23 protein-coding genes are annotated in these 23689 nt (G+C 66.8%); 3 read left to right on the forward strand and 20 right to left on the reverse strand.

The window, feature by feature from the left end:
- Positions 1-505 precede the first annotated feature (505 nt).
- The 6 genes from hemB to ACRVY7_RS08245 form a co-directional block, all read right to left on the reverse strand.
- Positions 506-1483 (reverse strand): porphobilinogen synthase, encoded by a 978-nt coding sequence (gene hemB, locus ACRVY7_RS08220; RefSeq protein WP_431816692.1) that lies wholly within the window; start codon positions 1481-1483, stop codon positions 506-508.
- Between the two features lie 11 nt (positions 1484-1494).
- Positions 1495-3165 carry a bifunctional uroporphyrinogen-III C-methyltransferase/uroporphyrinogen-III synthase gene (locus ACRVY7_RS08225; RefSeq protein WP_431816693.1) on the reverse strand — a complete coding sequence of 557 codons (1671 nt, stop codon included), beginning with the start codon at positions 3163-3165 and terminating at the stop codon, positions 1495-1497.
- Positions 3166-3217: 52 nt separating this feature from the next.
- A complete protein-coding gene (hemC, locus tag ACRVY7_RS08230) occupies positions 3218-4144 on the reverse strand; it encodes a hydroxymethylbilane synthase (RefSeq protein ID WP_431816694.1) in 927 nt (308 codons plus the stop codon).
- Positions 4141-5535 (reverse strand): glutamyl-tRNA reductase, encoded by a 1395-nt coding sequence (locus ACRVY7_RS08235; RefSeq protein ID WP_049700853.1) that lies wholly within the window; start codon positions 5533-5535, stop codon positions 4141-4143. Before ACRVY7_RS08235 ends, hemC begins: the two co-directional genes overlap by 4 nt.
- Before the next feature lie 34 nt (positions 5536-5569).
- Positions 5570-6376 carry a redox-sensing transcriptional repressor Rex gene (locus ACRVY7_RS08240; protein WP_049700771.1) on the reverse strand — a complete coding sequence of 269 codons (807 nt, stop codon included), beginning with the start codon at positions 6374-6376 and terminating at the stop codon, positions 5570-5572.
- A gap of 131 nt (positions 6377-6507) precedes the next feature.
- A complete protein-coding gene (locus ACRVY7_RS08245) occupies positions 6508-6765 on the reverse strand; it encodes a glutaredoxin family protein (protein ID WP_290727404.1) in 258 nt (85 codons plus the stop codon).
- Positions 6766-6884: 119 nt separating this feature from the next.
- Here ACRVY7_RS08245 and ACRVY7_RS08250 point away from each other — a divergent pair, with 119 nt between their 5' ends.
- Positions 6885-8126: an HAD family hydrolase gene (locus tag ACRVY7_RS08250; protein WP_431816695.1), complete on the forward strand. Its 1242-nt coding sequence runs from the start codon at positions 6885-6887 to the stop codon at positions 8124-8126.
- A 334-nt stretch (positions 8127-8460) separates the two neighbouring features.
- On the opposite strand, the gene ACRVY7_RS08255 is transcribed toward ACRVY7_RS08250, so the two are convergent.
- The 12 genes from ACRVY7_RS08255 to ACRVY7_RS08310 all read right to left on the reverse strand — a co-directional run bounded on the left by ACRVY7_RS08255 (position 8461) and on the right by ACRVY7_RS08310 (position 19320).
- On the reverse strand, positions 8461-9624 hold the full coding sequence (locus ACRVY7_RS08255; RefSeq protein WP_431816696.1) for a zinc-binding dehydrogenase: 1164 nt from the start codon (positions 9622-9624) through the stop codon (positions 8461-8463).
- A gap of 147 nt (positions 9625-9771) precedes the next feature.
- Positions 9772-10074 (reverse strand): hypothetical protein, encoded by a 303-nt coding sequence (locus tag ACRVY7_RS08260; protein WP_431816697.1) that lies wholly within the window; start codon positions 10072-10074, stop codon positions 9772-9774.
- A 2-nt stretch (positions 10075-10076) separates the two neighbouring features.
- Positions 10077-10505, reverse strand: a complete 429-nt coding sequence (locus ACRVY7_RS08265; RefSeq protein WP_431816698.1) for a hypothetical protein — start codon at positions 10503-10505, stop codon at positions 10077-10079.
- Positions 10506-10538: 33 nt separating this feature from the next.
- On the reverse strand, positions 10539-11711 hold the full coding sequence (locus ACRVY7_RS08270; RefSeq protein WP_431816699.1) for a lysophospholipid acyltransferase family protein: 1173 nt from the start codon (positions 11709-11711) through the stop codon (positions 10539-10541).
- A gap of 214 nt (positions 11712-11925) precedes the next feature.
- A complete protein-coding gene (locus ACRVY7_RS08275) occupies positions 11926-12990 on the reverse strand; it encodes an NAD-dependent epimerase/dehydratase family protein (protein ID WP_049699841.1) in 1065 nt (354 codons plus the stop codon).
- Between the two features lie 121 nt (positions 12991-13111).
- Positions 13112-13213, reverse strand: coding sequence for a 30S ribosomal protein bS22 (locus tag ACRVY7_RS08280; protein ID WP_003402602.1), 102 nt, complete (start codon positions 13211-13213; stop codon positions 13112-13114).
- A gap of 241 nt (positions 13214-13454) precedes the next feature.
- Positions 13455-13685: a helix-turn-helix domain-containing protein gene (locus ACRVY7_RS08285; protein WP_005204681.1), complete on the reverse strand. Its 231-nt coding sequence runs from the start codon at positions 13683-13685 to the stop codon at positions 13455-13457.
- 221 nt (positions 13686-13906) lie between these two features.
- On the reverse strand, positions 13907-14743 hold the full coding sequence (proC, locus tag ACRVY7_RS08290) for a pyrroline-5-carboxylate reductase (RefSeq protein WP_431816700.1): 837 nt from the start codon (positions 14741-14743) through the stop codon (positions 13907-13909).
- A gap of 68 nt (positions 14744-14811) precedes the next feature.
- Positions 14812-15663 carry a thioesterase family protein gene (locus ACRVY7_RS08295; protein ID WP_431816701.1) on the reverse strand — a complete coding sequence of 284 codons (852 nt, stop codon included), beginning with the start codon at positions 15661-15663 and terminating at the stop codon, positions 14812-14814.
- A complete protein-coding gene (locus ACRVY7_RS08300; RefSeq protein WP_431816702.1) occupies positions 15660-16556 on the reverse strand; it encodes a sugar phosphate isomerase/epimerase family protein in 897 nt (298 codons plus the stop codon). Before ACRVY7_RS08300 ends, ACRVY7_RS08295 begins: the two co-directional genes overlap by 4 nt.
- Before the next feature lie 7 nt (positions 16557-16563).
- Entirely contained in the window at positions 16564-18276 is a 1713-nt protein-coding gene (locus ACRVY7_RS08305; RefSeq protein ID WP_431816703.1) for an Rv0497 family membrane protein, read from the reverse strand.
- Positions 18277-18303: 27 nt separating this feature from the next.
- Complete coding sequence (locus ACRVY7_RS08310) at positions 18304-19320, reverse strand: Ppx/GppA family phosphatase (RefSeq protein ID WP_049699846.1); 1017 nt, start codon at positions 19318-19320, stop codon at positions 18304-18306.
- 127 nt (positions 19321-19447) lie between these two features.
- Here ACRVY7_RS08310 and ACRVY7_RS08315 point away from each other — a divergent pair, with 127 nt between their 5' ends.
- Together ACRVY7_RS08315 and ACRVY7_RS08320 are read left to right on the forward strand one after the other, a co-directional pair.
- Complete coding sequence (locus ACRVY7_RS08315; protein ID WP_416259124.1) at positions 19448-20272, forward strand: DUF3109 family protein; 825 nt, start codon at positions 19448-19450, stop codon at positions 20270-20272.
- A 39-nt stretch (positions 20273-20311) separates the two neighbouring features.
- Complete coding sequence (locus tag ACRVY7_RS08320; RefSeq protein WP_431816704.1) at positions 20312-21472, forward strand: GGDEF domain-containing protein; 1161 nt, start codon at positions 20312-20314, stop codon at positions 21470-21472.
- On the opposite strand, the gene ACRVY7_RS08325 is transcribed toward ACRVY7_RS08320, so the two are convergent.
- Together ACRVY7_RS08325 and ACRVY7_RS08330 are read right to left on the reverse strand one after the other, a co-directional pair.
- The gene (locus ACRVY7_RS08325; protein ID WP_049699848.1) at positions 21454-22140 is read right to left on the reverse strand and encodes a response regulator transcription factor; all 687 of its coding nucleotides are present in this window, start codon (positions 22138-22140) and stop codon (positions 21454-21456) included. The genes ACRVY7_RS08320 and ACRVY7_RS08325 overlap by 19 nt on opposite strands.
- A complete protein-coding gene (locus tag ACRVY7_RS08330) occupies positions 22137-23624 on the reverse strand; it encodes a sensor histidine kinase (protein WP_431816705.1) in 1488 nt (495 codons plus the stop codon). The genes ACRVY7_RS08325 and ACRVY7_RS08330 overlap by 4 nt, the downstream gene beginning before the upstream one ends.
- Positions 23625-23689 lie beyond the last annotated feature (65 nt).

The raw sequence follows: 23689 nt of genomic DNA on the forward strand, positions 1-23689 counted from the left end.
TCGACTCGGGACCTCGCTCCGCTCGGGCCCGCTCGACCAGCGGGAAAGGCGGCCTCGCCCGACTAGCGGTGCGGGTCTCGCCCAGCCAGCGGGAAGGAGCGATGAGGACCTGCAGAGCGCGGCTACGTACACAACTCGGACGCCAGCGGGTGGCCACGACAATAATTTCGATCACCCCCCGCTGACGTCACGATTGTGTACGCACACCGGGCACGACGGGGGCGCGGTACCCGACGGCGGCGCGAAGTGGTCTCGGCTCGGGACCTCGCTCCGCTCGGACCCGCTCGACCAGCGGAAAGGCCGCGCCGCCCGAACAGGGAGAAGGCGGCCAGCGGCCGGCGCGAGTGGTCTCGACTCGGGACCTCGCTCCGCTCGGGCCCGCTCGACCAGCGGTTGTGGCCGCCCCGCCCAGCCAGCGGAAAAGCCGCGCCGCCCGACCACCGGTAGGGGTAGCCCCGCTCGGCCAGCGGTAAAGCGCGCGCCGCCCGGCCAGCGGTAAAGCGGCCTAGGCCAACTTGGCGGCGACCTCGGTCGCCCAGTAGGTGAGGATGATCGAGGCGCCGGCGCGTTTGATCGAGGTCAGCGACTCGAGGATGGCGGCGTCGCGGTCGATCCAGCCGCGCTCGGCGGCGGCGGTGATCATCGAGTACTCGCCCGAGATCTGGTAGGCCGCGACGGGAACGTCGGAGATCTCTGCGACGTCGCGGACGATGTCGAGGTAGCTCATGGCGGGCTTGACCATCACGATGTCGGCGCCCTCGTCGAGGTCGAGCCGCACCTCGCGGAGCGCCTCGGTGCGGTTGGCCGAATCCTGTTGGTAGGTACGACGATCGCCCTGCAGAGACGAGCCGACAGCCTCGCGGAACGGGCCGTAGAACGCGGACGCATACTTCGCCGAGTACGCGAGAATGCCTGTGTCGGTAAGGCCTTCGGCGTCGAGTGCGGCACGAATCTCGGCGACCTGGCCGTCCATCATCCCCGACGGACCCAGAAGGTGCGCACCGGCACGGGCCTGCGCGAGTGACATCGACACGTAGCGCTCGAGCGTCGCATCGTTGTCGACTCGGCCGTCGTCGGACAGCACGCCGCAGTGCCCGTGGTCGGTGAACTCGTCGAGGCAGGTGTCGGCCATCAGCACGGTCGAATCGCCGAGATCGTCTGCGAGAACACGCAATCCGCGATTGAGGATGCCGTCCGGATCGTCAGCGCCGGACCCGACTGCGTCCTTGTCCTCGGCCTTGGGAACACCGAACAGCATCAGCCCGCCGACGCCCGCGCGCACGGCCTCGTCGGCCGCTTTGCGCAGCGAGTCGAGCGTGTGCTGCACGACGCCGGGCATCGATCCGATCGGGCGCGGATCGTCGATGCCGTCGGCGACGAACATCGGCAGCACGAGATCGGCTGGGCGCAGCGCGTTTTGCGCCACCAGCCGACGCATCGCCGGTGTGGTGCGCAGTCTGCGGGGTCGAATAACCGGTGTCATACGCCCCACCTCTACGACCGCGACCGCCGCGACTTCTTGCGCGGAGGAGGCAGCGCGCCCTCAGCGCGCAGGCGAGCGGCATGCTCGGCGAGGGCGTCGACCAGTTCGGTCACCGATGCCGACTCCGGCTGGACGTCGACGCGCAGTCCGAATTCGGTTGCGGTCTCGGCAGTCTTGGGACCGATGCACGCAACGATGGTGCGCGCGTGCGGCTTTCCGGCGATGCCGACGAGGTTGCGGACCGTCGAGCTCGAGGTGAAGCAGACGGCGTCGAATCCGCCGGTCTTGATCATCTCGCGCGTCTCGGCGGGCGGCGGTGCTGCCCGCACGGTGCGGTACGCGGTGACGTCGTCGATCTCCCAACCGCGATCGCGCAGACCCTCCGAGAGGGTCTCGGTGGCAATGTCGGCGCGCGGCAACAGGATTCGGTCGACCGGGTCGAAGACGTCGTCGTACGGCGGGAAGTCTTCGAGGAGTCCGAGGCTCGACTGCTCGCCGGACGGAACCAGCTCGGGGTTGATACCGAAGGTCCGGACCTTCTCGGCCGTCGCTTCGCCGACGCAGGCGATCTTCACGCCGGAGAACGCGCGAGCGTCGAGTCCGAACTCGGCGAACTTCTCCCACACGGCACGCACCGCGTTGGTCGAGGTGAACACGACCCACTGGTAGCGACCGTCGACGAGTCCCTTGACGGCGCGCTCCATCTGCGCCGGGCTGCGGGGCGGCTCGACCGCGATGGTCGGCACTTCCTTGGGCACAGCGCCGTGGCTGACGAGGCGTTCGCTCATGTCGCCTGCCTGGTCCTTGGTGCGGGGCACCAGAACGGTCCAGCCGTAGAGCGCGCGCGACTCCCACCAGGAGAGCTTGCCGCGCTGGCTGACGACCTTGCCGATCGTGAGGATCAGCGGTCCGCTCAGCGCGTTGCCCTGCTCGTTGAGCGTGGCCAGCGTCGCCTCGATGGTGCGCTGCGCGCAGGTGGTGCCATTGATCGTGATCGCAACGGGCGTCTGCGGGGCGAGACCGTGCTCGGTCAGTGCACTGGCGGTCTCGGCGAGGTGGCCCGACGTCGCGTGCAGCACCAGCGGTCCCGGTGCTGCGGCGAGCGCGGCCCAGTCGACGCCTTCGGCGCGGACGTCGGCCTCGGTGTGGCTCGAGCCCAGCGGCATGCCCGCATAGCTCGGGACCACGGAAGCCGCAGGCAGTCCTGGCAGCACCTCGAATGCGACCGAGGTACGCGAGACGGCGTTGACCTCGGACAGCACCGAATCGGTCGTCAGCGGATCACCGGAGACGACGCGGACGACGTCGTCGCCCTCCTTCGCTGCGGCGACGAGGGTGCGAGCGACCTCAGCGGGATCGCCGAGTGCGGGATGGACGATCTGGTCCTGCTCCTCGACGGTGTCGTCCGCAGCGGTCGACGAGTCGTCGGACTCGTTCTCGTCGGTGGCCTCGTCGGCCTTCTTCGTGTCGTTCTTGGTGCTCTTACGCGCGGATTCCGCGAGCTCCTGCCGGTGGGCGGAGCCGATCATCGCCACGACCGCTGCTGGAACGTCGGGATCGATGAAGGCGGTCGTCGCATTCGCGATCACTGTCCGCGCACGCACGGTTAGCAGGTCGGGATCGCCGGGACCCGATCCCACGAAGAGGATTCGACCCGGATTGGCCTTCTTCGTACGGCTCATGCGTTCGCACTCTCCTGCCCTCGTCGAGAGGGCTGCAGTTCTTCTCTGCTGCTCAGGAGTTGACGAGTTCGCCCGCTCCCAGATCCAGCAGTTCGGCGGCGAGGCCTCGTCCGAGTTGTGTGGCGTTGTCGACCGGACCCACCACCGAAGCGCGGATCACATCGGATCCGTCCTCGGCCGCCACCGCCGCACGGAGCGACAGTTCGGCGAAGATGCGCCCGTCCTCATCGATCGACTCGACCACTTCGGCTATCGCACCGACCGGTGCGGTACATCCGGCTTCGAGAGCCGCCAATACCGCACGCTCGGCGTCGACCGCCACGCGGGTGGCCTCGTCGTCCAACTCGGCGAGAATTCTCACCAGTTCGGCATCGTCGGAGCGGCACTCAACTGCCAGTGCACCCTGCGCCGGTGCTGGTAACAGCACCACTGGATCGAACGCTTCGGTGACCTCTTCGGCCCTGCCGATGCGGACGAGTCCGGCACGGGCGACAACGACTGCGTCGAGTTCGCCGCCGGCGACTTTGCCCAACCGAGAATCTAGGTTGCCTCTTAGGGGGCGGATTTCCAAACCGAGACCCAATGCTTTAAGCTGTGCCGCCCTCCGCGGGGAGGACGTGCCGACCGTCGCGCCGGGAGGAAGCGCCCCGAGTACGAGGTTACCCCTGCTGACCAGCGCATCTCGTGGATCTTCCCGAGGTGGGACAGCCGCGATCACCAGGCCCGGATCGGGTGCTGTCGGCAGGTCCTTGTAGGAGTGGACGGCGACGTCGACTTCGCCCGCATGCAGCGCGTTGCGGATGGCCGTCGTGAACACTCCGACGCCGATCTCGGCGACTGGGGCCGCCGACGCGTCACCCGCCGTCTTGATGATGACCAGCTCTGCGGGATGCCCGTTGGCGGTCAGAGCGTCGGCGATGGTCTGAGACTGGGTACGGGCGAGCAGCGAGCCGCGCGTACCGATGCGAATGGGGCTCAACGCTCTCCCTGATCGGCCGACGTTTCGCCGACGCCATGCTTGTCGCCCAGACCGCTCTCCGGCGCCGATACGGCCTCGGCTGCGCCCGGCTTGAGCTCGAAGAGTTCACGCAGCGCCTCGGCGTAGTGGTCGCCGTTGGGCGTCGACGCGAGCTGTTTGACCCGGACAGTGGGGGCGTGCAGCAGTTTGTCGACGACGCGTCGAACAGTCTTGGCAACCTCGTCGCGCTGAGCGCCCTCGAGGTCGGGCAGGCGGGTCTCGAGCCGGAGAATCTCCGCCTCGACGACGTCGGCTGCGCGTTGACGCAGTGCCGCGACGGTCGGCGTGACCTCGGCCTGACGCTGCAGGGTCAGGTAGTCGGAGAGCTCGCCGCCGACGATCGAGCGGGCAGCGGCGGTGTCGTCGTGAGCGGCCTGTGCCTCGGAATCGCCGCGCAGACTCTCGATGTCGATGACGTGGACGCCGGGCAGTCGCGCGGCGGCGGGATCGACGTTGCGGGGCAGCCCCAGGTCGCAGATGATCAGCGGCTGCACAGCGGTACGTGCGGCCAGTGCCGAATGCACCTCGCCGACGCCGACGACGGTCCCGATGGAACCCGTGCATGCGACGACGACGTCCGCGGAGGCCATCACGGCAGGCAGGTCGTCGAATCCGACGCCGCGCACGGCGACACCCGGATGATTGGCCGCGATATTGCCTGCGAGGTGCTCCGCGTTGGCGACGGTCCGGTTGACCACGACAAGCTCGCGGACGCCTTCACGGGCCAACTGGGCGGTCGCAAGACCCCCCATGGCGCCTGCGCCGATGACAACGGCTCTGCGCAGCGACTGCTCGGGATCGATCTCTGGCGCCGCCTTCTGCAGCAGATGCTGGGCGCGATGCAGCGCAACCGACACGACCGACGCTCCCGCGCGGTCGATTCCGGTCTCGGAGTGCACCCGCTTGCCGACTCGCAGGGCGTGCTGGGCGAGCTCGTGCAGGGTACGACCGGTGGTCTTGTTGGCGTCGGCGTCGAGGTAGGCGTTGCGGATCTGACCGAGGATCTGCTGCTCGCCGACGACGATCGAGTCGAGGCCTGCGGCAACGGTGAACAGATGCTCGACGGCGGCCTCGGAGTAGCGGACGTACGCGTGGCGGGTGAGGTCGTTGATGGAAAGCCCGGAATGATCGCCGAGCACGTCACCAACGGCTTCGAGTGCGGGGTGGAATGCGTCGACGACGGCGTAGATCTCGACGCGATTGCAGGTCGAGACGAGCATCGCCTCGGAGATCGCACGTGACGACAGCAGGTCGTCGACGAGCTTGGGCCGGTCGTGGTCGGCGACCGCGAGTCGCTCCAGAACGTCGACGGGTGCGCTCCGATGGCTGATTCCGAACAGCAGAACACTCACCGCGTCACCGTCTCCATCGCAGATCTCGCACTCATCATCCTTGACCCACACTCCGTATGTCTGTTCTGGGCACGTCCGCGACGCCGACCCCCGGCAGTTGGTCAACAGCCAGATCGTCGCCGGGCCCCTTGGCCCTGAGCGGCACGTCCACAGGCAGGTCGACATGGCCCTGCTGCCCGTCTTCCCCGACAGACAACGGGGTGCGTGACGCGTGGAACGTCAGCACCTGCAACTCCAAGGCTAGATCAACCTGTCTGACGACGACATCGGAGTCCGTCGACAACGTTGCGGCGGTCACGTTCAGGAGTTGCCGGATTCCCGCGGCGATCAACGCGTCAGCTGCGCGTTGTGCCTTGTCAGGACCGGTGGCGATCACCCCGATGTCGACCTGGCCGATCGACGGATCGTTCGCAAGTGAAGCGAGACCCGCGCACGGGGAGACCACCACGTCGTCGACGACGGTCCCTATGACGTCCGGATCGTCGTCGAACATCGCGACGACCCGGAAGGTGCGGTCGGTGGCTGTGTGCGCGACGAGTAGGCGACCGAGGGTGCCTGCGCCGACGAGCACGACGGTGTGGACGGTGTCGGTGTGCAGTGCGAGCGCGATGCGGGCGGTGAGGCGTCCGACGTCGTATCCGACGCCGCGTACGCCGTTGGCTCCGACGTGGGACAGATCTTTGCGGAGGATGGCCGGGTTGACTCCCGCCGCGGTCGCCAGTTGGCCGCTGGAGGCGATCAGAATGCCCCGCTGCCCCAGGGAGCGCAGAACGTGGAGGTAGGTGGCCAGGCGCGTCACCGACGGCTCGGGGATGCGATCAGACGCCGACCCGATAGCCATTGCGCACACTCACTTTCGACTAACCCGACCGAAGGATCAGCGTAATACGCGGCCTTCGACGCTCGGCACGCGACCCGCGGCGGGAGTTCGAGGAGTTCGCGGGTTCAGGGTTTCGACGCGCGCTCGGGCGTTCAGCGCTTGGCGGCGTCGAGGTCGGCGCGCAACCGTGGCTCGTCGACCTCCCAGTAGCTGTGCTCTTCGCCGTCGAGCAGGACGACGGGCAGACGGTCGCCGTACTCGGCGCGTAGCTCGGCGTCGCCGGAGTTCGCGGCGGCGTCGACGTCGACGATGTCGAACTCGACGGACAGCTCGCCACAGATCCGATCCAGGTCGGCGCGGGCGGCCTCGCAGGCCGAGCAGCCGTCGCGGGTTAGCAGCGTGATGGACATCGAACGAACTCCTTCGACGTTGGTGCCAGAACAGTCTGACACCATGACTACTCTGTTGGTGAGCAGGCCTGAGCGAGGCGGCATTCGTTGAGTGGTTGTGCATTCGTGAGAGGTGGAGGGTGGGCGTGACCTCTGAGGGCGAGGAGCCGAACGGCGAGGTTCCCGATTCCGGGTCCGAGGTGTCCGACGTCGGCGACACTCCGAACGAGGGCGCCTCAGACGGCGGAACGCCAGGTAGCGACGCCTCGTCGGGCGGTGTAGGCGCGTCCGATTCCGCAGATGCCGAGGCGCGGCCGGTCCGCAGTGGCGAGGACTGGGAGTCGCACGCCGACGACGTCGACGGTTCCGTCGGCGACGATGACGACGAGATCCATGCCGACGACGAGTTGCAGGACGAGTTCGACGACGAAGAATCCCGCCGGGTCACGACCTGGATCTCCGAGCGGGCCACCGCGGCCACCGGAAGGTTCCGGCAGACCGCGCAGGAATTGCGACAGGCCCTCGCCGGCGAGGCGTCGGCGCAGGCGGCCGTCGACTCGCTGCGCGCCCGGCCACCGAGCGAAACCGAACCCGACGTCGACGTCGACGTCGACCTCACCGCCGCGGCGTTCTTCGACGTCGACAACACGCTGGTACAGGGAGCGTCGATCGTGCACTTCGCGCGCGGACTCGCTGCGCGAAAGTACTTCTCGTACTCCGACATCTTCGACTTCGCGTGGACCCAGGCGAAGTTCCGCATCACGGGCAAAGAGAACGCCCAAGACGTCGCAGAGGGTCGGGAAAAGGCGTTGTCGTTCATCGCCGGTCGCGAGACTGCAGAGCTCGCCAGACTCGGTGAGGAGATCTACGACGAGTACATCGCCGACAAGATCTGGCCTGGCACAAGGGCTTTGGCTCAGCGCCATCTCGATGCCGGTCAGCAGGTGTGGCTTGTCACCGCGACTCCGGTGGAGCTGGCACAGACCATCGCCGACCACCTGGGCCTCACCGGTGCGCTCGGCACCGTCGCCGAGAGCGTCGACGGCAAGTTCACCGGACGGCTCGTCGGCGATATCCTGCACGGCCCGGGCAAGGCACATGCCGTGCGCGCGTTGGCAATTCGCGAGGGACTGAACCTCAAGCGGTGCACCGCGTACTCGGACTCACACAACGACGTCCCGATGCTGTCACTGGTCGGGCGCGCCGTCGCGATCAACCCCGACGCGGACCTGCGCGACGTCGCAAAGGTGCGCGGCTGGGAGATGTACGACTTCCGCACGGCCCGCAAGGCCGCGAAGTACGGGGCGTCGACGGCCCTGGTCGTCGGAGCCGCGGGCGCCGCGAGCGCCGGCGCCGTGAAGCTGCTGCGCAACAAGGGCTGACGTTTAGGGGTCGGAGGTCGTCGGGAGTCGGGCGTCGGGCTTCGGCGCGCGCCGGCGAAAAGTAGGGGAAGGATTCTTCCCCTAGAAACCTCCTGCCGGCCCGGGGCGTCGAAAGTAGGGGAAGGAACCTTTCCGGCACTTCCTTACACCTCCCCCGGAAACTTCGCGGGGACGAGTACGAAACCCGAGGAAAAAACCCTTCCCCTAGAAACTTCCGCCGGCCCGCTCGCCAAAATCCGAGGAAAGAACCTTTCCCCTAGAAACCGCCCGCGGGCCCGACGGCCAAAACTAGGGAAAACCCTCCCCCTAGAAACCTCCCGCCGGCCCGACGGCCTCAGAGCGCCGCGACGGGGCTCGACGGGTCGATGAGCACCTTCGCGTGGTGCTCCGCGCCGCCGAGGATCTCGAAAACGTCTGCGACGGCGTCGAATCCGATGATGCCGGTGACCAGCGGCGTCACGTCGACCTTGCCGTCGGCGATGAGGTGCAGCGCCGCGCGGAACTCGGCGGGGTCGTAGTAGATCACGAAGCGCAGGTCGAGCTCTTTGTTGATCGCCATCGCGGGTCGGAAGCGGTCGGACTCCATGCACACGCCGACCACGACGATGCGCGTCCGCAGCGGCACGCCCGACACGATGTTCTCGATCATTCCGGGCACGCCGACGCACTCGAACACGACCGGCCCCTTCGGGGTGGCACCGACCTTGTCGCCGAGTTCGATTGCCTTCCACCACGGCAGGCCCGGGATGCGGCGCAGGATGTGCATGGCGTCGAACGCGGTGCCGAGCAATTGGCCTGTGCGCGTGAGGTATTTGCCCTTCTTGGCGGCGATGTCCCACGGGGAGTCGACAGTCGGGTCGACGACGATGTCGGCGCCGCAGCGTCGGGCAAGATCTCGACGCCCCGCCGACAGGTCGGAGGCGATGACGGTCTTGACGCCCTTGGCCTTGAGAACCAGGATCACCGACAGCCCGATAGGTCCGCAGCCCACGACGACCGCGACGTCGCGCTTGCTCACGTCACCGCGGTTGACCGCGTGCACGGCCACCGACAGCGGCTCGGTCAGGGCGGCGTGATCGAGTGGCACGCCGTCGGGCACGGGCATCGTCATGTCCTCGGAGACGACGACGTACTCGGCGTAGGCACCGGGGGCGTCGGCGCTGAGTCCGACGAGGTGCTCGGTCTCGCCGTGCTTGATGATCGGTAGTGCGGCGACCAGGGTTCCCGGCGCCCACTTCTTGCGGCACTTGGGGCCGTACTCGGCGATCTCGCCGATGAATTCGTGGCCCATCACGACGTGATCTGTCGAGCGCATGAAGCGGTCGTAGCCGACCTCGGCGGTGACATCGGCGGTGTCGTCACCGTGCGTGCGCGCGTGCAGATCAGAGCCGCAGATCCCGGTGCGCCGCACCTTCAACAACACCTGACCTGGACCTGGCTGCGGCTTCTCGATCTCCTCGACACTCAGCTTGCCCTCGTGACACACCACTGCCCGCATCGGCTTCCTCTCGTGCGATGTTCCAACACTCGTTGTAACGTTCTACCGCACAATACGCCGACGCTGTGACGCGGCTCCCTGCCCTGGGGCCGGCCAATCAAGAACAGGTCCGGACGGGACACACCCGTCGCAGCCGCCAAAGCCTCGTCAGGAGAAGATGCGCGACGAGATCTCGGCGAACTCGGTATCGGTGACGACGCCCGCCGACCGCAGCGACGTGAGCGCGTTCATGAGTTGCGACTTCGGATCTGCGGCAACCGGCTGGGCGGCGGGCGCAGGAACAGGCTGGGCAACCGGCTGTGGGGCAACAGGCTGCGCAACCGGCTGCTGCGCGGCGTGCGCCTGCTGCGATGCGGCCTGCGCGGCCCACCTGTCCTGTTGCCGACGCTGCACCCGGCCGTGCACCGAGCTGGCGACGGCCGCGCGGCCCGCTGTGCGAATCAGGCTCATGATCAGTTCCCTTCGAGAGCGTCAGTGGCGTCGAGCGCGTCGATCAGGTCATCGACGAGGACCGGCCCCTCGGTGAGCACGGTTCCGCCGTCGGCACCCCACGCGCCGATAACGGGGAGGAACGATAGGTCCTCGTAGACCACGATGGCGGCGACCTCGCCGGCGGCGAGCGATTCCGCGGCAGCAGCGACGTCGTCGTCGTCGATCAGGTGCGAGTCGGCACCCGAGAACTCATCGAGGCCGACGCTCGGGGCGTCGAGTCGCTGCACGTTGCCGTCGGCGTCGCGGCTGACGAACTCCGTGTCGAGAACGTTGACCCGACCCGCAGCAACCAGGTCGGTCAGCACCGCGAAGCCGGCCGACGGCACAGGCGCCGACGGAAAACTCACGACAATGAAATTGATGGGGCCCAAGTCGGCGTCGAAACTCACGCACTGAGAGTAGCGCCCACCGCTCGCTGCCACTCAGCCGAAGTACACGCTCCCACGACGGCTGAGCATGCGGAACAGCGTCTGCTGAATCTCTTCGCGGACGTGGTCGGTGAGGTCGAAGACAACCATGGGGTCGTCGGCGGACGACTCGTCGTAGCCGCCCGTCTCGATGGGACGGCCGAAGTGGATGTGCCACTTCGACGGCAGCGGCACCAGGCCGAGTGGCCCGAGCAACGGGAACGTCGGCGTGATGGGCAGGTACGGCAGTCCGAGGATGCGGGCGATCGGCTTGAGGTCGGCGAGCATCGGGTAGATCTCCTCCGACCCGACGATCGACACCGGGATGATCGGGCTGGCGTTGCGCAGCGCCGTCGTCACGAAGCCTCCGCGACCGAATCGCGCGAGCTTGTACCGATCCTTGTAGAGCTTGCCGATTCCCTTGTAGCCCTCGGGCCACACCGCGGTGAGTTCGCCCGCCCGCAACAGGCGGTCGGCATCGTTGGTGCATGCAAGGGTCGCGCCGATACGGCGGGCCACCTCACTGACCGCTGGTGTGTCAAAAGCCATGTCGGCGGCGAGGATTCGCAGATGCCGACCGGTTGGGTGATTGTCGTGCACGGCGAGGCTGGTCATCAGCGCGTCGATGGGCAATGCACCGGCGTGGTTGGCGACGAGCAGAGCGCCACCGGTGAGCGGCAGGTTCTCCACACCGGTTACCTCGACACGGAACCACTTCTCGTACACCTGGCGGATCGCGGGGAACCAGACCGACTCGGTGAAGTGCGGGTCGAAGCCGAAGTCGTCGATCTCGTAGTCGCCGGTCATCCGCTCACGAATGAAACCCGCTGTGGCAGTAAGTGAATCAGCAACTGCACCACGGATACCACCGAGACTGAACAACGGGCTGCGCGCAGGTCCACGCTGCTCGACGCCGAGTGCGTCGGTCTCGAGCGCGACGTCGTCGTTGATGGGGGTGACCGCAGCGGGCGGACGGCCGAAGCCGTCGGTGTTGGGGTGGCCGATACTCGACGGCGCCGTTGCCTGCTGGCTCGGGTGGCGACCGCGGCCGCCATCGCGCGTCACTCCCGGCTGATCGCGACGAGACGCTTCGAGGCCCGCCCTGGAGTTGCCCATGCCGGAGCTTGCGTACAACTGGATCACCTTTGCCGTCCGCGCATCACCAGAAGACGTCACGTGATTCGACAAGGCGTTCCACCCCCAACGGGTATGACGCAGAAGAACGGGAGGGGGGTGCCTGGTGTCGCTGCGTCGACGCACCGGGCCTGACGCCCGAGTTTACGGGTTCGTCCCTGATAGTGCACGTTCCGCCGCCGTATTTGCATTGTCATTGAATGCGTCAAATTGGGGATTCAAATTGACGCCGAAAACAGACAGTCTGTGCGATTTGTGCGCGAATTGTTCAGGCAAGACGATGCGCCGCCGATACGACTTGTCGTTCCGCTTTTCGCCACGTATCCGGCGCGATCACAGGAGTCACACCGCTGCGGTCGACGAAGTCGTCGAGCGTCTCCGACGTCGAGTACCGCGGCGCGAATCCGAGCTCGGTGCGCATCCTCGTGGTGTCGAGAACCCTTCCGTACGTGAGGAATTCGGTCTGCGACGACCGCAGACGGGCTGAGCGCAGATTCTGCATCACCCCGGTGATCGGCGCGAGCAGACCGCTCACCACGGGCAGTTCCACGTGTCCGACGCGTCGAATGGCCTGCGTCAACGTCACCACTCCGTCGCCTGCGATGTTGAAAGTTCCCGGCCGCCCACGCAGCGTCACGTGTTCCATTGCTGCGAGCGCATCCTCTTCATGCAGAAATTGCAGACGTGGTTGATAGCCGATGACAGTCGGAACCACCGGGAGCGAAAGATAGGAACTCATCCTGGTGTTGATTCGAGGACCGAGCATCGCCTGCAGTCGCATCGTCGTCACGTCGATGTCCTGGCGTCGTCGCGCGAGTCCGCGCACGTACCCCTCGACGTCGAGCATGTCGCGTCCGTAGCCGCGTCGGGGTTCACGCTTGGCGGGCGTCTCCTCGGTGAAGTAGGCGGGGTCGCGGGGGCTCGCACCGTAGACCATCGCCGTCGAACGCAGGATGAGCCGTTTGACCGAGGGGCTTCGCTGACACGCACCGCACACCTGCATCGCGCCGAGGAGATTGAACTCCTTGATCGCCGCGGAGTGCGGAGCGGTCTCCATGATCGACGTCGCGGCGTGCACAACGGTGTCGACCTCGTAGTGCGAGATCGCCTTCGCTATCGCGGGCCTGCGGATGTCGAGGCGCAGGAACTCTGCGCGCCCCATCCGCCGCATCAGGTCCTTGCGCGGCACCCGTGAGTCGACTGCGAGGACCCGCTCGACGTCGGGATTGGCCGCCAGTGCGGCGACGAGGTATCCACCGAGAAAGGTCGACGCCCCGGTGACCAGCACCGTGCGCGGAACCTGTTGGACGTCGGATTGAGAACCATCGGGCATGAACGCAAGGCTAGCCCGACGAAAAAGAACCCGCACTCAGGCGGGTTCTTTGGCGCGCGGTCGAGGTGACCGCGAACGTATCGGTGGAGCGAATCCGCGCCGACTTACTCGGCGCGAACGCTCACTTACCGAGTTTGCGACGCTGCACGCGGGTACGACGCAGAAGCTTGCGGTGCTTCTTCTTCGACATGCGCTTGCGGCGCTTCTTGATCACTGAACCCATCGGGGCACTTCCTTACTTACACAGTCTCACGCGGTTTCACGGCACGCTGTCGTCGACACTCACACTTGGGTGGTGAGGCCTGCCCGCCGGAACCTTGCGGCGAGATCAGCTACGCGATCATCAACACTACCGGTCGAGGTCGCAAAGAGAAAAATCAGGGGACCTCTGGTGAACACCACAACTCCTGCCGACGGCGCGCTGCGCGCGTTCGGCAGGAGTTGCCTCGTAGTTCGCGGTCGGACTAACCGGCGTCGAAGTAGGACGTCTCCAGGTAGTCATGCACAGCCTTGGCGTGCACACGGAAGGAACGACCCACGCGCACGGCGGGGAGTTCCCCACTGTGGACGAGGCGATAAACGGTCATCTTCGAGACGCGCATCAACGATGCGACCTCGGCCACGGTCAAGAACTGCGACCCTGAAGCCGCGTTGCTGACCGCACCTGACCTGTCACCAGGAGTCTCTGCTGCCATGAGTTACTCATACCTCCGGAGCACGCGTCGCGGCCGCCGGCTTCCCCTCCGGCGGACACCAGACACGCACGTGCTTAAAGCAGCTTAGCGTGGCAGATGTGAAAAAAGCGACGTAAGTGGCCTGGATCGGTGGCATTTCTGGCCGTCGACCACAACATACTGGGGTTTTGGCCGGTAGAAGCCCCAAATATTGGGAGCCGACACCCGGCGTGGTCGGCTGTTCAGCCTCCCAAACCCTCAACGTCGGGTCGACGTCCCGCGCGCGCACTGGCTTGCGCACACGCCTCCGTGGCCCGATACATCGCTGCTCGCGCACCGTTTTCCTCGAGCACGCGGATCGCGGCCGCGGTGGTTCCACCGGGCGACGTCACGGCTGCGCGCAGGTCGACCGGAGAGACCCCGGAGTCGCTCATCAGAATCCCCGACCCGCGGATCGTCTGCACCGCCAGTTCGCTCGCCTGAGCGCGGGTGAGGCCGAGCGCAACGCCTGCGTCGATCATCGATTCGGCGAGGAGGAACACGTAGGCGGGTCCGGAGCCCGAGATCGCGGTGACCGCATCCATCTGCTTCTCCGGGACGACGATGACCTTGCCGACGCTTTCGAGCAGCCCGACGACCGCGGTGAGCTGCTCTGGGTCGACGTGGCGCCCCGGCGCGACCGCCGACATCGCTTCGTTCACGAGCATCGGCGTATTCGGCATGACCCGCACGACCGGCACGCCTGCGGGCAGCGCGTTCTCGTAGCGGGCGATCGGCACTCCTGCCGCGAGGCTGATGGTGACGCGCTCGGATTCGCCGTCGTCGTCGACCCGCGCGAGTTGGCGCAGCACGGCGTCGACGATGTCGGGTTTCACCGCGATGAAGACGTACTGGGAGCCCTCGACCGCGGTGGGGACATCGGTGACCAGTACGCCGTACTCCTCGGAGAGCTCGCGGGCGCGTCCCTCGTTGGGCTCGGCCACGGCCAGGTTCTTGGGCTGGTGACCCGCTGCGATGAGTCCGGCAAGGAGCGCCTCGCCGATCTTGCCGCCGCCGATGACGGCGATCCGTTCACTCACGTCGTGGTGCCTTTCTTCTCAGCCGTGACATCTGTGGTCAGCGGAATTCGGGTCGGCGGGGGGTCGTGTCAGCTCTGCCGCTGCGGGATCAGCGCGAGCTGACGCGACTGCGCGACCACGGTGCCCGTCGAGTCCACCACGAGGTGGTCCTCCTCGAACATTCCGGGTCCGACCTCGGTACTCGACGCCGCGAACCGCAGCCAACCCGGCGCGGGATGTCGTCGGACATAGGTGGTGAGCTGGACGGTCGGCGCCCACCCGAAGAGCGCGAGGTTCATCACCACCGGTGGCGAGATGTCGCAGACGAGCACGGAGAAATCGACGTCGGGCTCGGCGTTCTTCGGACGCGTCCACCCGCGCACGACCGGCTCACCGGTCTCACCACGCGCGACGGGGAAGCTCGTCGGATCGAGCACCAGGTCGAGTGCAGCCCCGAGGTGCATGACCTCACCGACCGGCGAGCCGTCGATGGAGATGCCGCCGGGCTGCGGATCGACGGGCAGGTCGTCGAGCACCGACGGCGCCGAGTGATGCGGCGTGCCGCTGTCGGGTCGCGCGAGGGTGACCGACGACGACACCATCAGTCGTCCGTTCTGCGCGAGGTCGACGGTCAGCAGGGTGACGGTGCGACCGCGTTTGCGCAGCGTGACCGCCAGGTCGACGTCGGCGGGATCGGGCGCGGCGAGGTAGTCGCTGGCGATGGCGACGGGCACGAGGTCGGCTGCCGACGGCATCGACTCGTCTGACCCGACGAGCTCGTCGTATGCGTGCAGCGCCGCTCGGGCGACCAGCATCTGCATCGTGCCGCCGTGCACCTTGGGTCCGATCGTGAACGTCGGGTCGATACTCGCGCGGTAATTCACATCGCCGGGGCCCTCGGTGGGACGCAGGGTCAACAGCCCAGCGATCTTGTCGCTCATTCGGTTTCGGTCTCCTGGATCGGTGCAGTGCGGACGGGATCGCGTCGAAGGTTGGTTCGCGCGAAGTCGAGGGCGCGCCCGAGGAGGGCCGCGCGTTCGGGTTTGGTGCGTGCCGATCCCGTGCTGACCTCGAGCACAACAGCCCCGGCGAAGTCGCTCGCGGCAAGGCGTCGACACACCTCGACGCAGGGCTGCGATCCGTCGCCCGGGATCAGATGCTCGTCGGTTGCCGCACCGCTGCCGTCGGCAAGGTGGAGATGGCTCAGCGCCGGCCCCATGCGATCGAACAGCTCGACCGCGTCCACCCCGGCCGTCGCGGTGTGCGAGAGGTCGAGGGTGTAGTGCGCGTACCCGTCGTCGGTGGGATCGGTGGACTTTCCGAATGCCGATGCCGCGCGTCCCGGCCCTCCCCCACGTGCGTTCAACCGCTGCGCCGAGCGCTTACCCGCGCCGAAGAGTCGGTCGGCGCGCATCGGGAACATGTTCTCCACCGCGACGTCGACGCCGCTGTTCTCCTCGAGTTCCGTCACGAGGTCGTCGAATGCTGCGGTGTACGCCCGCTGCCAGCGGAAAGGTGGATGTACGACGACGGTCGGCGCTCCGAGATCCTCCGCCGCCGACACTGCCCGCGCCAGCTTGGCCTGCGGATCGCGACCCCATACGCGCTGCGAGATGAGCAGGCACGGCGCGTGGATCGACAGCACCGGAACCTGATATCGCTCGGACAGGTACTCGACGTGCGAGATGTCCTGGCTGACGGCCTCACCCCAGACCATGAGTTCGACGCCGTCGAAACCCAGCTCGGCTGCGTACGCGAAGGCTGCCTCGGTGTTCTGCGGATAGACCGACGCCGTCGACAGCCCGATGGGGATGTCGGCTACAGGAGTGACCATCAGATCCTCACGTCGCGAGCAACACCAGCGGGCCGATGGTCACAATCAGTCCGACGCCCAGCGCCAGCAACGTGGTGAACAGGTCGCGGGAGTGCCGCACGGCGTGGGTGAACGAGACGATGCCGAAGATCACCAGCACCGCCAATACCAGCGCGAAGTAGACGTTCCAGCGCCAGAGTTCGGTGAATCCCCAGAACAATCCGACACCGACCGCCAGCCCGAGGATCGCCTCGCCGATGACCAACAGCCACGCCTTCGCCGGCGAACGGCCGTCCCCGTCGTCGGAGTCGCCTGGCCGCGCGTCCTTGGGCGTTGCCGCCTTCGACGTGAGGGTTTTGGATTTGGGGGCTTCGGACGTCGGGGCTAGGAGACCCGCCGTGCTGTCCGTTTCCTTCTCGTCTGTCGCACTCTTGTCCGCTGCGCTCGCGTCCGCTGGGTTCTTGTCCGCAGGGCTCTTGTCCGCTGGGCTCGTGCCGACTTCGGCCGCGACCGCGGCGGCGCCGACTCCGGTCAAGCCTGTCGTCGCGGCCTCGGGTGAGTCTGATTCGAGCGCCTCGGCCGCATCTCGATCGGCGTGCTCACGGGCGTCGCGCTCGTCGTCGTCCTCGCGGACGCTGTCGAAGGACGAGTAGCCGTACGCGCGGTCGCCGTCGAACTTGCCTGCGTCGTCGTAAGCATTTGCGTCACTGGGTCGTTCGACGTCACTGAATGTCTCGACGTCACCGGATGCCTCGACGTCGGGTGTCACGTCGCGTGACTCCTCGACGATCCCGATGGCGGTGGTCTCCTCCACGAACGCGGCTCCGGAGGTGTGGCGATCGTCGTCGACGAGTGAGTCGGACTCGACGTCGGTGCGGTCGTCCCGCGCGGCGGCCTTGCGCCCGAACCATCCGCGCTTGCGCTTGGGTTTGTCGCCGGAGCGTCGGGCCGAGCGCTTCTTCGACGACGCACTCTTCTCGTCGTCATCGTCGTATTCGGCGAACGACCGGTATGCGTCGAAGTCGTCGTCGATGACGTCCGCGAACCTGCCGGTGCGCGCGGGCGGCGGCGCATCGAGTTCTACGACGTCGACGTCGTCGGCCTCGACGAGTCGCACGCCATCGGCGGTGTCGTCGTCGCCGACGATCGGGATGATTCCGGTGACAGCGTTCGCGTGCTCGTCGCTGACAGGTTCACCGTCGGACGTGCTGCGCGATGCCCGCTCGGCGATGGCGGCGGAACTGAAGTCGCGCGTCTGCGGCGGAGCGTCGTAGACGCCGCGGTCGAATCCGGTCGACGCGCCGGCGGGGTCGGCGGAATCCTGGAGCGGTCGGCGGTCGGTCGCACGTCGCGGGACCGGGCTGCTCGACCGCGGGAAATGCGGCGCGGAGTCGGGCGACTCCCAGGCATTCGGCGCGCCGGCCGCCGGGGTGTCGGTCTTCGGTGCCTGAGTCTTTGGAGCCTGAGTCTTCGGAGCCTGGGTCTTCGGTGCGCTGGTCTTCGGGGCTTCGCCCTTGGGCGCGTCGGTGATCCGCGGGATCTCGCCGGTGAGCTCAGACACCGAGACGGCTCCGTCGCGCCCGGCGCGGCGCCTGCCACGGGTCTCGGTGATGCGCTTGGCGCGCTCCTCGTCGGCGATGGCGGCGTCGCGACGTGCGAGCAGTTCCGACACGGAGATGGGCCTCGACTCCGACGCCGAGTCGTCCGATCCGCCCGTGGGTGACCCCGGTTGCTTGGCCATCGAAACTCGCTCTCCTCCTCAGGCCGCCTAGCGCAGGCCCTGGGTTGCCGGTGTCGAACCCGCCGACCCTGTGCGGGTCGCTTCAGTGGGGGTCGTCCCGATCTGTTCTTGGTTGTCCGCCAGCTCGGTGTCGAGACGACGCAGGATCACGCCCTCGCGCAAGGCCCACGGACAGATCTCCAGTGTATCGACCGACAGCGCCCGCATCGCCGCCTCCGCGACGAGCGCGCCCGCAACGAGTTGACCAGCACGATCGGCGCTGACGCCCTCGAGTTCTGCGCGGTCGTCGCGGGTCATCCGCGAGATGAAGGCGATCAACTGGCGCAGCCCGCTCGCGGTGAGTTGACGCTTGACCCGCAACCCGGCTCCCGACGGCGCCGCGCCGGTCAGACGCGCGAGCGAGCGGAACGTCTTCGACGTCGCAACCGCGATGTCGGGTTTGCCCGCGGCTCGCAGTTCGCGCGCGGGGTCTCTGAGCTCGGCGTCGAGCCAGTCACGCAGCACGCCGATACGTCGACGGTCCGGCGGATCGTCGGGCAGCCACTCGCGGGTCAACCTGCCCGCGCCCAGCGGCAGGCTCAACGCGACGTCGGGCTCCTCGTCGACGCCGTTGGAGATCTCGAGCGATCCCCCTCCGATGTCGAGCGCGAGGATGCGCCCGGCGCTCCAGCCGTACCAGCGCCGCACGGCCAGCGAGGTCAGCCGCGCCTCGTCGCGACCGCTCAACACGGTCACTCGGACACCGGTCTTGGCTTCGACGCGGTCGAGCACTTCTTCGGAATTGGTCGCATCGCGCACCGCAGACGTCGCGAACGCCATCGTCTGCTCGCACCCCGACGTGGCGGCGATGTGGGTGAACTCGTCGACCGAGTCGATCAGCGATCGGGCACCGCGCTCGGTGAGCCTGCCCTTCTCGTCGATCTGTTCGGCGAGTCGCAGAACCGACTTGGTTGAGCTCATCGGTGTCGGATGGCCGCCGCGATGGGCATCGACGACGAGCAGGTGGACAGTATTGCTGCCCACGTCGAGCACTCCTAAACGCACGCATACACGGTAGTGCTTCGACGATTCGCCATGTTGCGTGGGTGGCGAAACACACGGGCGCGATCAGACGCCACGCTGCCGATACGACTACCGTGAACGCGTGCCAAGCCCCACCCCGTCCGCACAGATCTCACCGGCTCCCGAGGTACCACTCGACTTCGCGCGCGAATGGTATGAGTTCTTCGATCCCGCGGACCCAGAACACCTCATCAACGCCGACCTGACCTGGCTGTTGTCGCACTGGACGTGTGTCTTCGGAACACCGGCGTGCCAGGGGATCATCGACGGCCGACCCGACGACGGCTGCTGCAGCCACGGCGCCTACCTGACCGACAAGGACGACCGCAAGCATCTCGCGAAGAGCGTCGCCATGCTCACTCCCGACGACTGGCAGTTCTACGAGAAGGGATCTGGCAAAGATCCCCTCGGCAAGAAGGGGTATCTCGAAGAGGGAGACCTCGACGACGAGCCCGCGCTCAAAACGCGAACTCACAAGGGCGCGTGCATCTTTCTCAATCGTCCCGGTTTCGACCGCGGACCCGGATGTGCACTACACGCCATGGCGCTGCGCAAGGGCATCGAGCCGTGGAGCGTGAAACCCGATGTGTGCTGGCAACTTCCGATCCGGCGCGAGCAGGACTGGGTGGAGCGCCCCGACGGGACGCAGGTCCTCAAGACCACGATCACCGAGTTCGACCGTCGCGGCTGGGGCGAGGGCGGACACGACCTCAAGTGGTACTGCTCGGGTTCGCCCGACGCCCACGTCGGAGCGACGCAGGTCTTCGAGTCCTACGCCCCGGAACTGACCGAACTCCTCGGCAAACCCGCATACGACGAGTTGGCTCGGGCGTGCCGACGCCGCAATGGCCTCGGGATCGTCGCGGTCCATCCGGCGACGGCCGCGGCGACCACGCGCCGGACGACTGACATCAAGTACGAGGAACTGGGTTAACCGCTCCGCAGGCGCCGCGCATCGGGCACACTACCGAGCATGCGATTTGGGATACCAAATACAGCTCGGCAGTTACTGAAGGCCGACGAGTACGAGTGGCTGGTGTCCTATCTCGTCGCGCGCGGCCTGCTCCGCTGGAGCAGGTGGCTGGTAGCGATCGACGGCGCCACCATCGGGGTGACTGCGATGCTCGCCGCCCTCGCTCCCCCAGGCGTGCTGTGGCCGTATGGCAACCTCGTGATGGCGGGTCTGGCCGTCGCCGGCATCTGCTGGGCGGCACGGTGGCTTTTCGGGCGCTGGCCGTCGCATCTCGAATCGTTGGTATTGATCGCCGCAGCCGACATCGGTGTCGCGACAGCATGTTTCGCTCATCACAACCTCGTGCTCGGCGTTGCCGCGACACCGCTGTTCGCGGCAACGGGGGCCTACATCGCCTTCTTCCACAGCACCGCAGCCAATATCTGCCATATCGTCTTCGCGGTCACCGTGGTGGTCACTGCCGTGGTCGCAAGCGGTTTCGTTCAAGGCCTGCAATGGCTTCCGGTCGCGATGAGCAAAGGCTTGATCGCCCTGTTGCTGACAGCGCTTGTCCTGCCGTTCCTGCGCATCGCCTACAGCATGTTCCGGTCCAGTGCTGACGCGTCGGCGGTCGACTCGCTGACCGGATTGCTGAACAGGCGCGGCCTTCGACAGGAGGTCGCGAAGGCCGAGATCGAATCACCCGACTCGACCCCGTGGACGGTCGTCGCGGTCGATCTCGACAACTTCAAGGCCGTCAACGACATCTACGGGCACCAGCGAGGCGACGACGTCCTCGTCGCAGTAGCCGACGTACTCCGACGTTGCCAGGTCCCGGGTACGCAGACACTGATCGTCAGACTGGGCGGCGACGAATTCGCGATGGTGTTGCGTGCAACGAAGACCGATGCGGAGCGCCTCGCCACCCGCGTCCTGCAGACAATCAGCCAGGAAACCGATCTCGGCGTGTCGGCGAGCCTCGGCGTCGCCACCGGCACCCCGACCAGCGACGTGTTCGAACTGGTCGCGTCGGCGGACACGGCGATGTACACGGCAAAACGATCAGGCGGCGACCAGGTGGCTCAGGCCACGCTCGGGCCGGGTCAGAACTCCAACAGTCAGAACTCCAACAGTCACGACCCGGACAGCCGGGAGTCGAACAGTCAGGGCTCGAGTTTGTAGCCGAGTCCGCGGACCGTCACGAGGTGCTTCGGGCTGGCCGGGTCCGGCTCGATCTTCGAGCGAAGCCGCTTCACGTGGACATCGAGAGTCTTGGTGTCGCCGACGTAGTCCGCACCCCACACACGGTCGATGAGCTGACCGCGGGTGAGCACTCGGCCCGAGTTGCGCAGGAGATACTCAAGGAGGTCGAACTCCTTGAGCGGCAACGTGATCTGCTGTCCGTTGACGGCGACAATGTGGCGCTCGACGTCCATCCGGACAGGACCTGCCTCCAGAATGCCGATGGCCAGGTCGTCGTCGATTCCGTCGCCACCGCGACGCAGCACGGCACGGATACGGGCGATGAGCTCGCGCGCCGAGTACGGCTTGGTGACGTAGTCGTCGGCACCGAGTTCGAGTCCGACGACCTTGTCGATCTCGCTGTCGCGCGCGGTCACCATGATCACCGGCACGCTCGACCGCGTGCGCAACGACTTGCAGATCTCCGTGCCGGACATGCCGGGCAGCATCAGATCGAGCAGAACGATGTCGGGGCTGACGCGATCGAAGGTGCCGAGTGCCGCAGCGCCGTCGTTGACGACGGTGGCCTCGAATCCCTCCTTGCGCAACAGGAATGCCAGCGGATCGGCCAGCGATTCCTCGTCCTCGACGATCAGAACGTGAGTCACCTGTCGGTTTCCTTCGGTCGTGCGAGTGGCGCAGACGGAACCGTCTCGCCCTGGACCACGGCTACAGCTGCCGTAGGTTCGATTATTTCGGTACCGGCTATTCCGGCGCCGGCCACATCGGTGTCGTCGTCGCCCCAACCGATCTCGGTGCTCATGTCCTGCGGAATGCACAGGGTGAACGTCGAGCCCGTGCCTGGCTTACTCCAGAGTGAGATGACTCCACCATGATTGGCGGCGACGTGTTTGACGATTGCGAGCCCCAAGCCGGTGCCGCCGGTACTGCGTGACCGCGCCTTGTCGACACGGAAGAAGCGCTCGAAGACTCGTTGCTGATCGGCCGGCGCGATCCCGATGCCTCGATCGGTCACGGCGATCGCCACCATCGGGCGTCCGTCGTGGCGGGTCACCCGCCTGCTCACCGAGACGGTTGTGTGCGGCGGTGAGTAGGAGATGGCATTGACGATCAGATTGTTCAGTGCCGTCAACAACAGCATTCGGTCGCCGCGCACCGTCAGGCCGGCCGGGGCGTCGGCGCGCAGTGAGATCGACGCCGCTTCGGCAGCGACACCGGCTGATTCGATCGCGTCGTCGATCAGTGTGTCGATGTCGACGAGTGAAAAGTCGGCGGTCTCGCCCTCCTGCAGTCGCGATAGTGCGAGCAGTTCGGTGACCATGTTGCCCATGCGCGTGGCCTCGGCGACCACACGATTACCGAAGTGCTGCACCGAATCCGAGTCGTCCGACGACTCCAGCAGCGCCTCTGCGAGCAGGCTGATGGCACCGACGGGCGTCTTCAGTTCGTGCGACACATTGGCGACGAAGTCGCGGCGGGTTGCCTCGACGCGCAGGTGCTCGGTGTCGTCGGCTCCGTAGACAACGGCGTAGCGCTCCTCGCCTTCACGGACCAGCCGCGCGATACAGCTCACGGATTCGACGGTCTTGCCGCGTGCACGTCCCGTCGAGAGAAATCCCAACGCCGACGCGGGGGGTTCGAAATCGAAACGACGCTCGGCCTCGGTGTCGAGGACCTCTTTCGCAGCCTCCCAGACCGAATCGTCGAGCAGCCTGTCGCGCACGAGAGCCAGTTCGACGGCGCGATGGTTGTAGAGGACGACGTCGCGGAACTGGTCGACGACCGCGACCGCGGTGTCGGAGTTTCGCACGATCAGTCCGAGCAGTCCCGCGGTGGTCATCCGACCGTCCTCGGTGACGCCGTTTACGTCGGTCTCGCGCAGCTCCGCGCTCTCGGGCACCACCCGCGGGCGCTCGGCGAGAGTCAACGCGTAGCTGGGCTGATCGTCGGCGATCTCGGGAACGACGGGGGCGGCAACATTGGTCGCGTGGTTCGCATCGTCGCGACTGCTGTCGAGCCCGCTGCGTGACATCGCGTCGCGACGCCAGAAACGACCGAGCGCGAATCCGACGAGGACGGCTGCCACGAGGACGACGGCAACTGTCACGCCGCCCACGAATACACCGGTCACAACGTCAGCTTACGGCCCACCAAACTGCAGGAACACTCAGTGCAGGACAGTTCGACCGCTGTTCA

This window comes from Gordonia jacobaea (assembly GCF_965344965.1).
GTDB lineage: Bacteria > Actinomycetota > Actinomycetes > Mycobacteriales > Mycobacteriaceae > Gordonia > Gordonia jacobaea.

Bases quoted from the DNA above. Each gene is read 5' to 3' on its own strand.
- ACRVY7_RS08300 (WP_431816702.1), bottom strand. From the start codon at position 16,556: ATGGTCACTCCTGTAGCCGACATCCCCATCGGGCTGTCGACGGCGTCG.
- ACRVY7_RS08320 (WP_431816704.1), top strand. From the start codon at position 20,312: ATGCGATTTGGGATACCAAATACAGCTCGGCAGTTACTGAAGGCCGAC.
- ACRVY7_RS08245 (WP_290727404.1), bottom strand. From the start codon at position 6,765: ATGTCCATCACGCTGCTAACCCGCGACGGCTGCTCGGCCTGCGAGGCC.
- ACRVY7_RS08225 (WP_431816693.1), bottom strand. From the start codon at position 3,165: ATGAGCCGTACGAAGAAGGCCAATCCGGGTCGAATCCTCTTCGTGGGA.
- ACRVY7_RS08285 (WP_005204681.1), bottom strand. From the start codon at position 13,685: ATGGCAGCAGAGACTCCTGGTGACAGGTCAGGTGCGGTCAGCAACGCG.
- ACRVY7_RS08275 (WP_049699841.1), bottom strand. From the start codon at position 12,990: ATGCCCGATGGTTCTCAATCCGACGTCCAACAGGTTCCGCGCACGGTG.
- hemB (WP_431816692.1), bottom strand. From the start codon at position 1,483: ATGACACCGGTTATTCGACCCCGCAGACTGCGCACCACACCGGCGATG.
- ACRVY7_RS08280 (WP_003402602.1), bottom strand. From the start codon at position 13,213: ATGGGTTCAGTGATCAAGAAGCGCCGCAAGCGCATGTCGAAGAAGAAG.
- ACRVY7_RS08240 (WP_049700771.1), bottom strand. From the start codon at position 6,376: ATGGCTATCGGGTCGGCGTCTGATCGCATCCCCGAGCCGTCGGTGACG.
- ACRVY7_RS08260 (WP_431816697.1), bottom strand. From the start codon at position 10,074: ATGAGCCTGATTCGCACAGCGGGCCGCGCGGCCGTCGCCAGCTCGGTG.
- ACRVY7_RS08255 (WP_431816696.1), bottom strand. From the start codon at position 9,624: ATGCGGGCAGTGGTGTGTCACGAGGGCAAGCTGAGTGTCGAGGAGATC.
- ACRVY7_RS08305 (WP_431816703.1), bottom strand. From the start codon at position 18,276: ATGGCCAAGCAACCGGGGTCACCCACGGGCGGATCGGACGACTCGGCG.
- ACRVY7_RS08295 (WP_431816701.1), bottom strand. From the start codon at position 15,663: ATGAGCGACAAGATCGCTGGGCTGTTGACCCTGCGTCCCACCGAGGGC.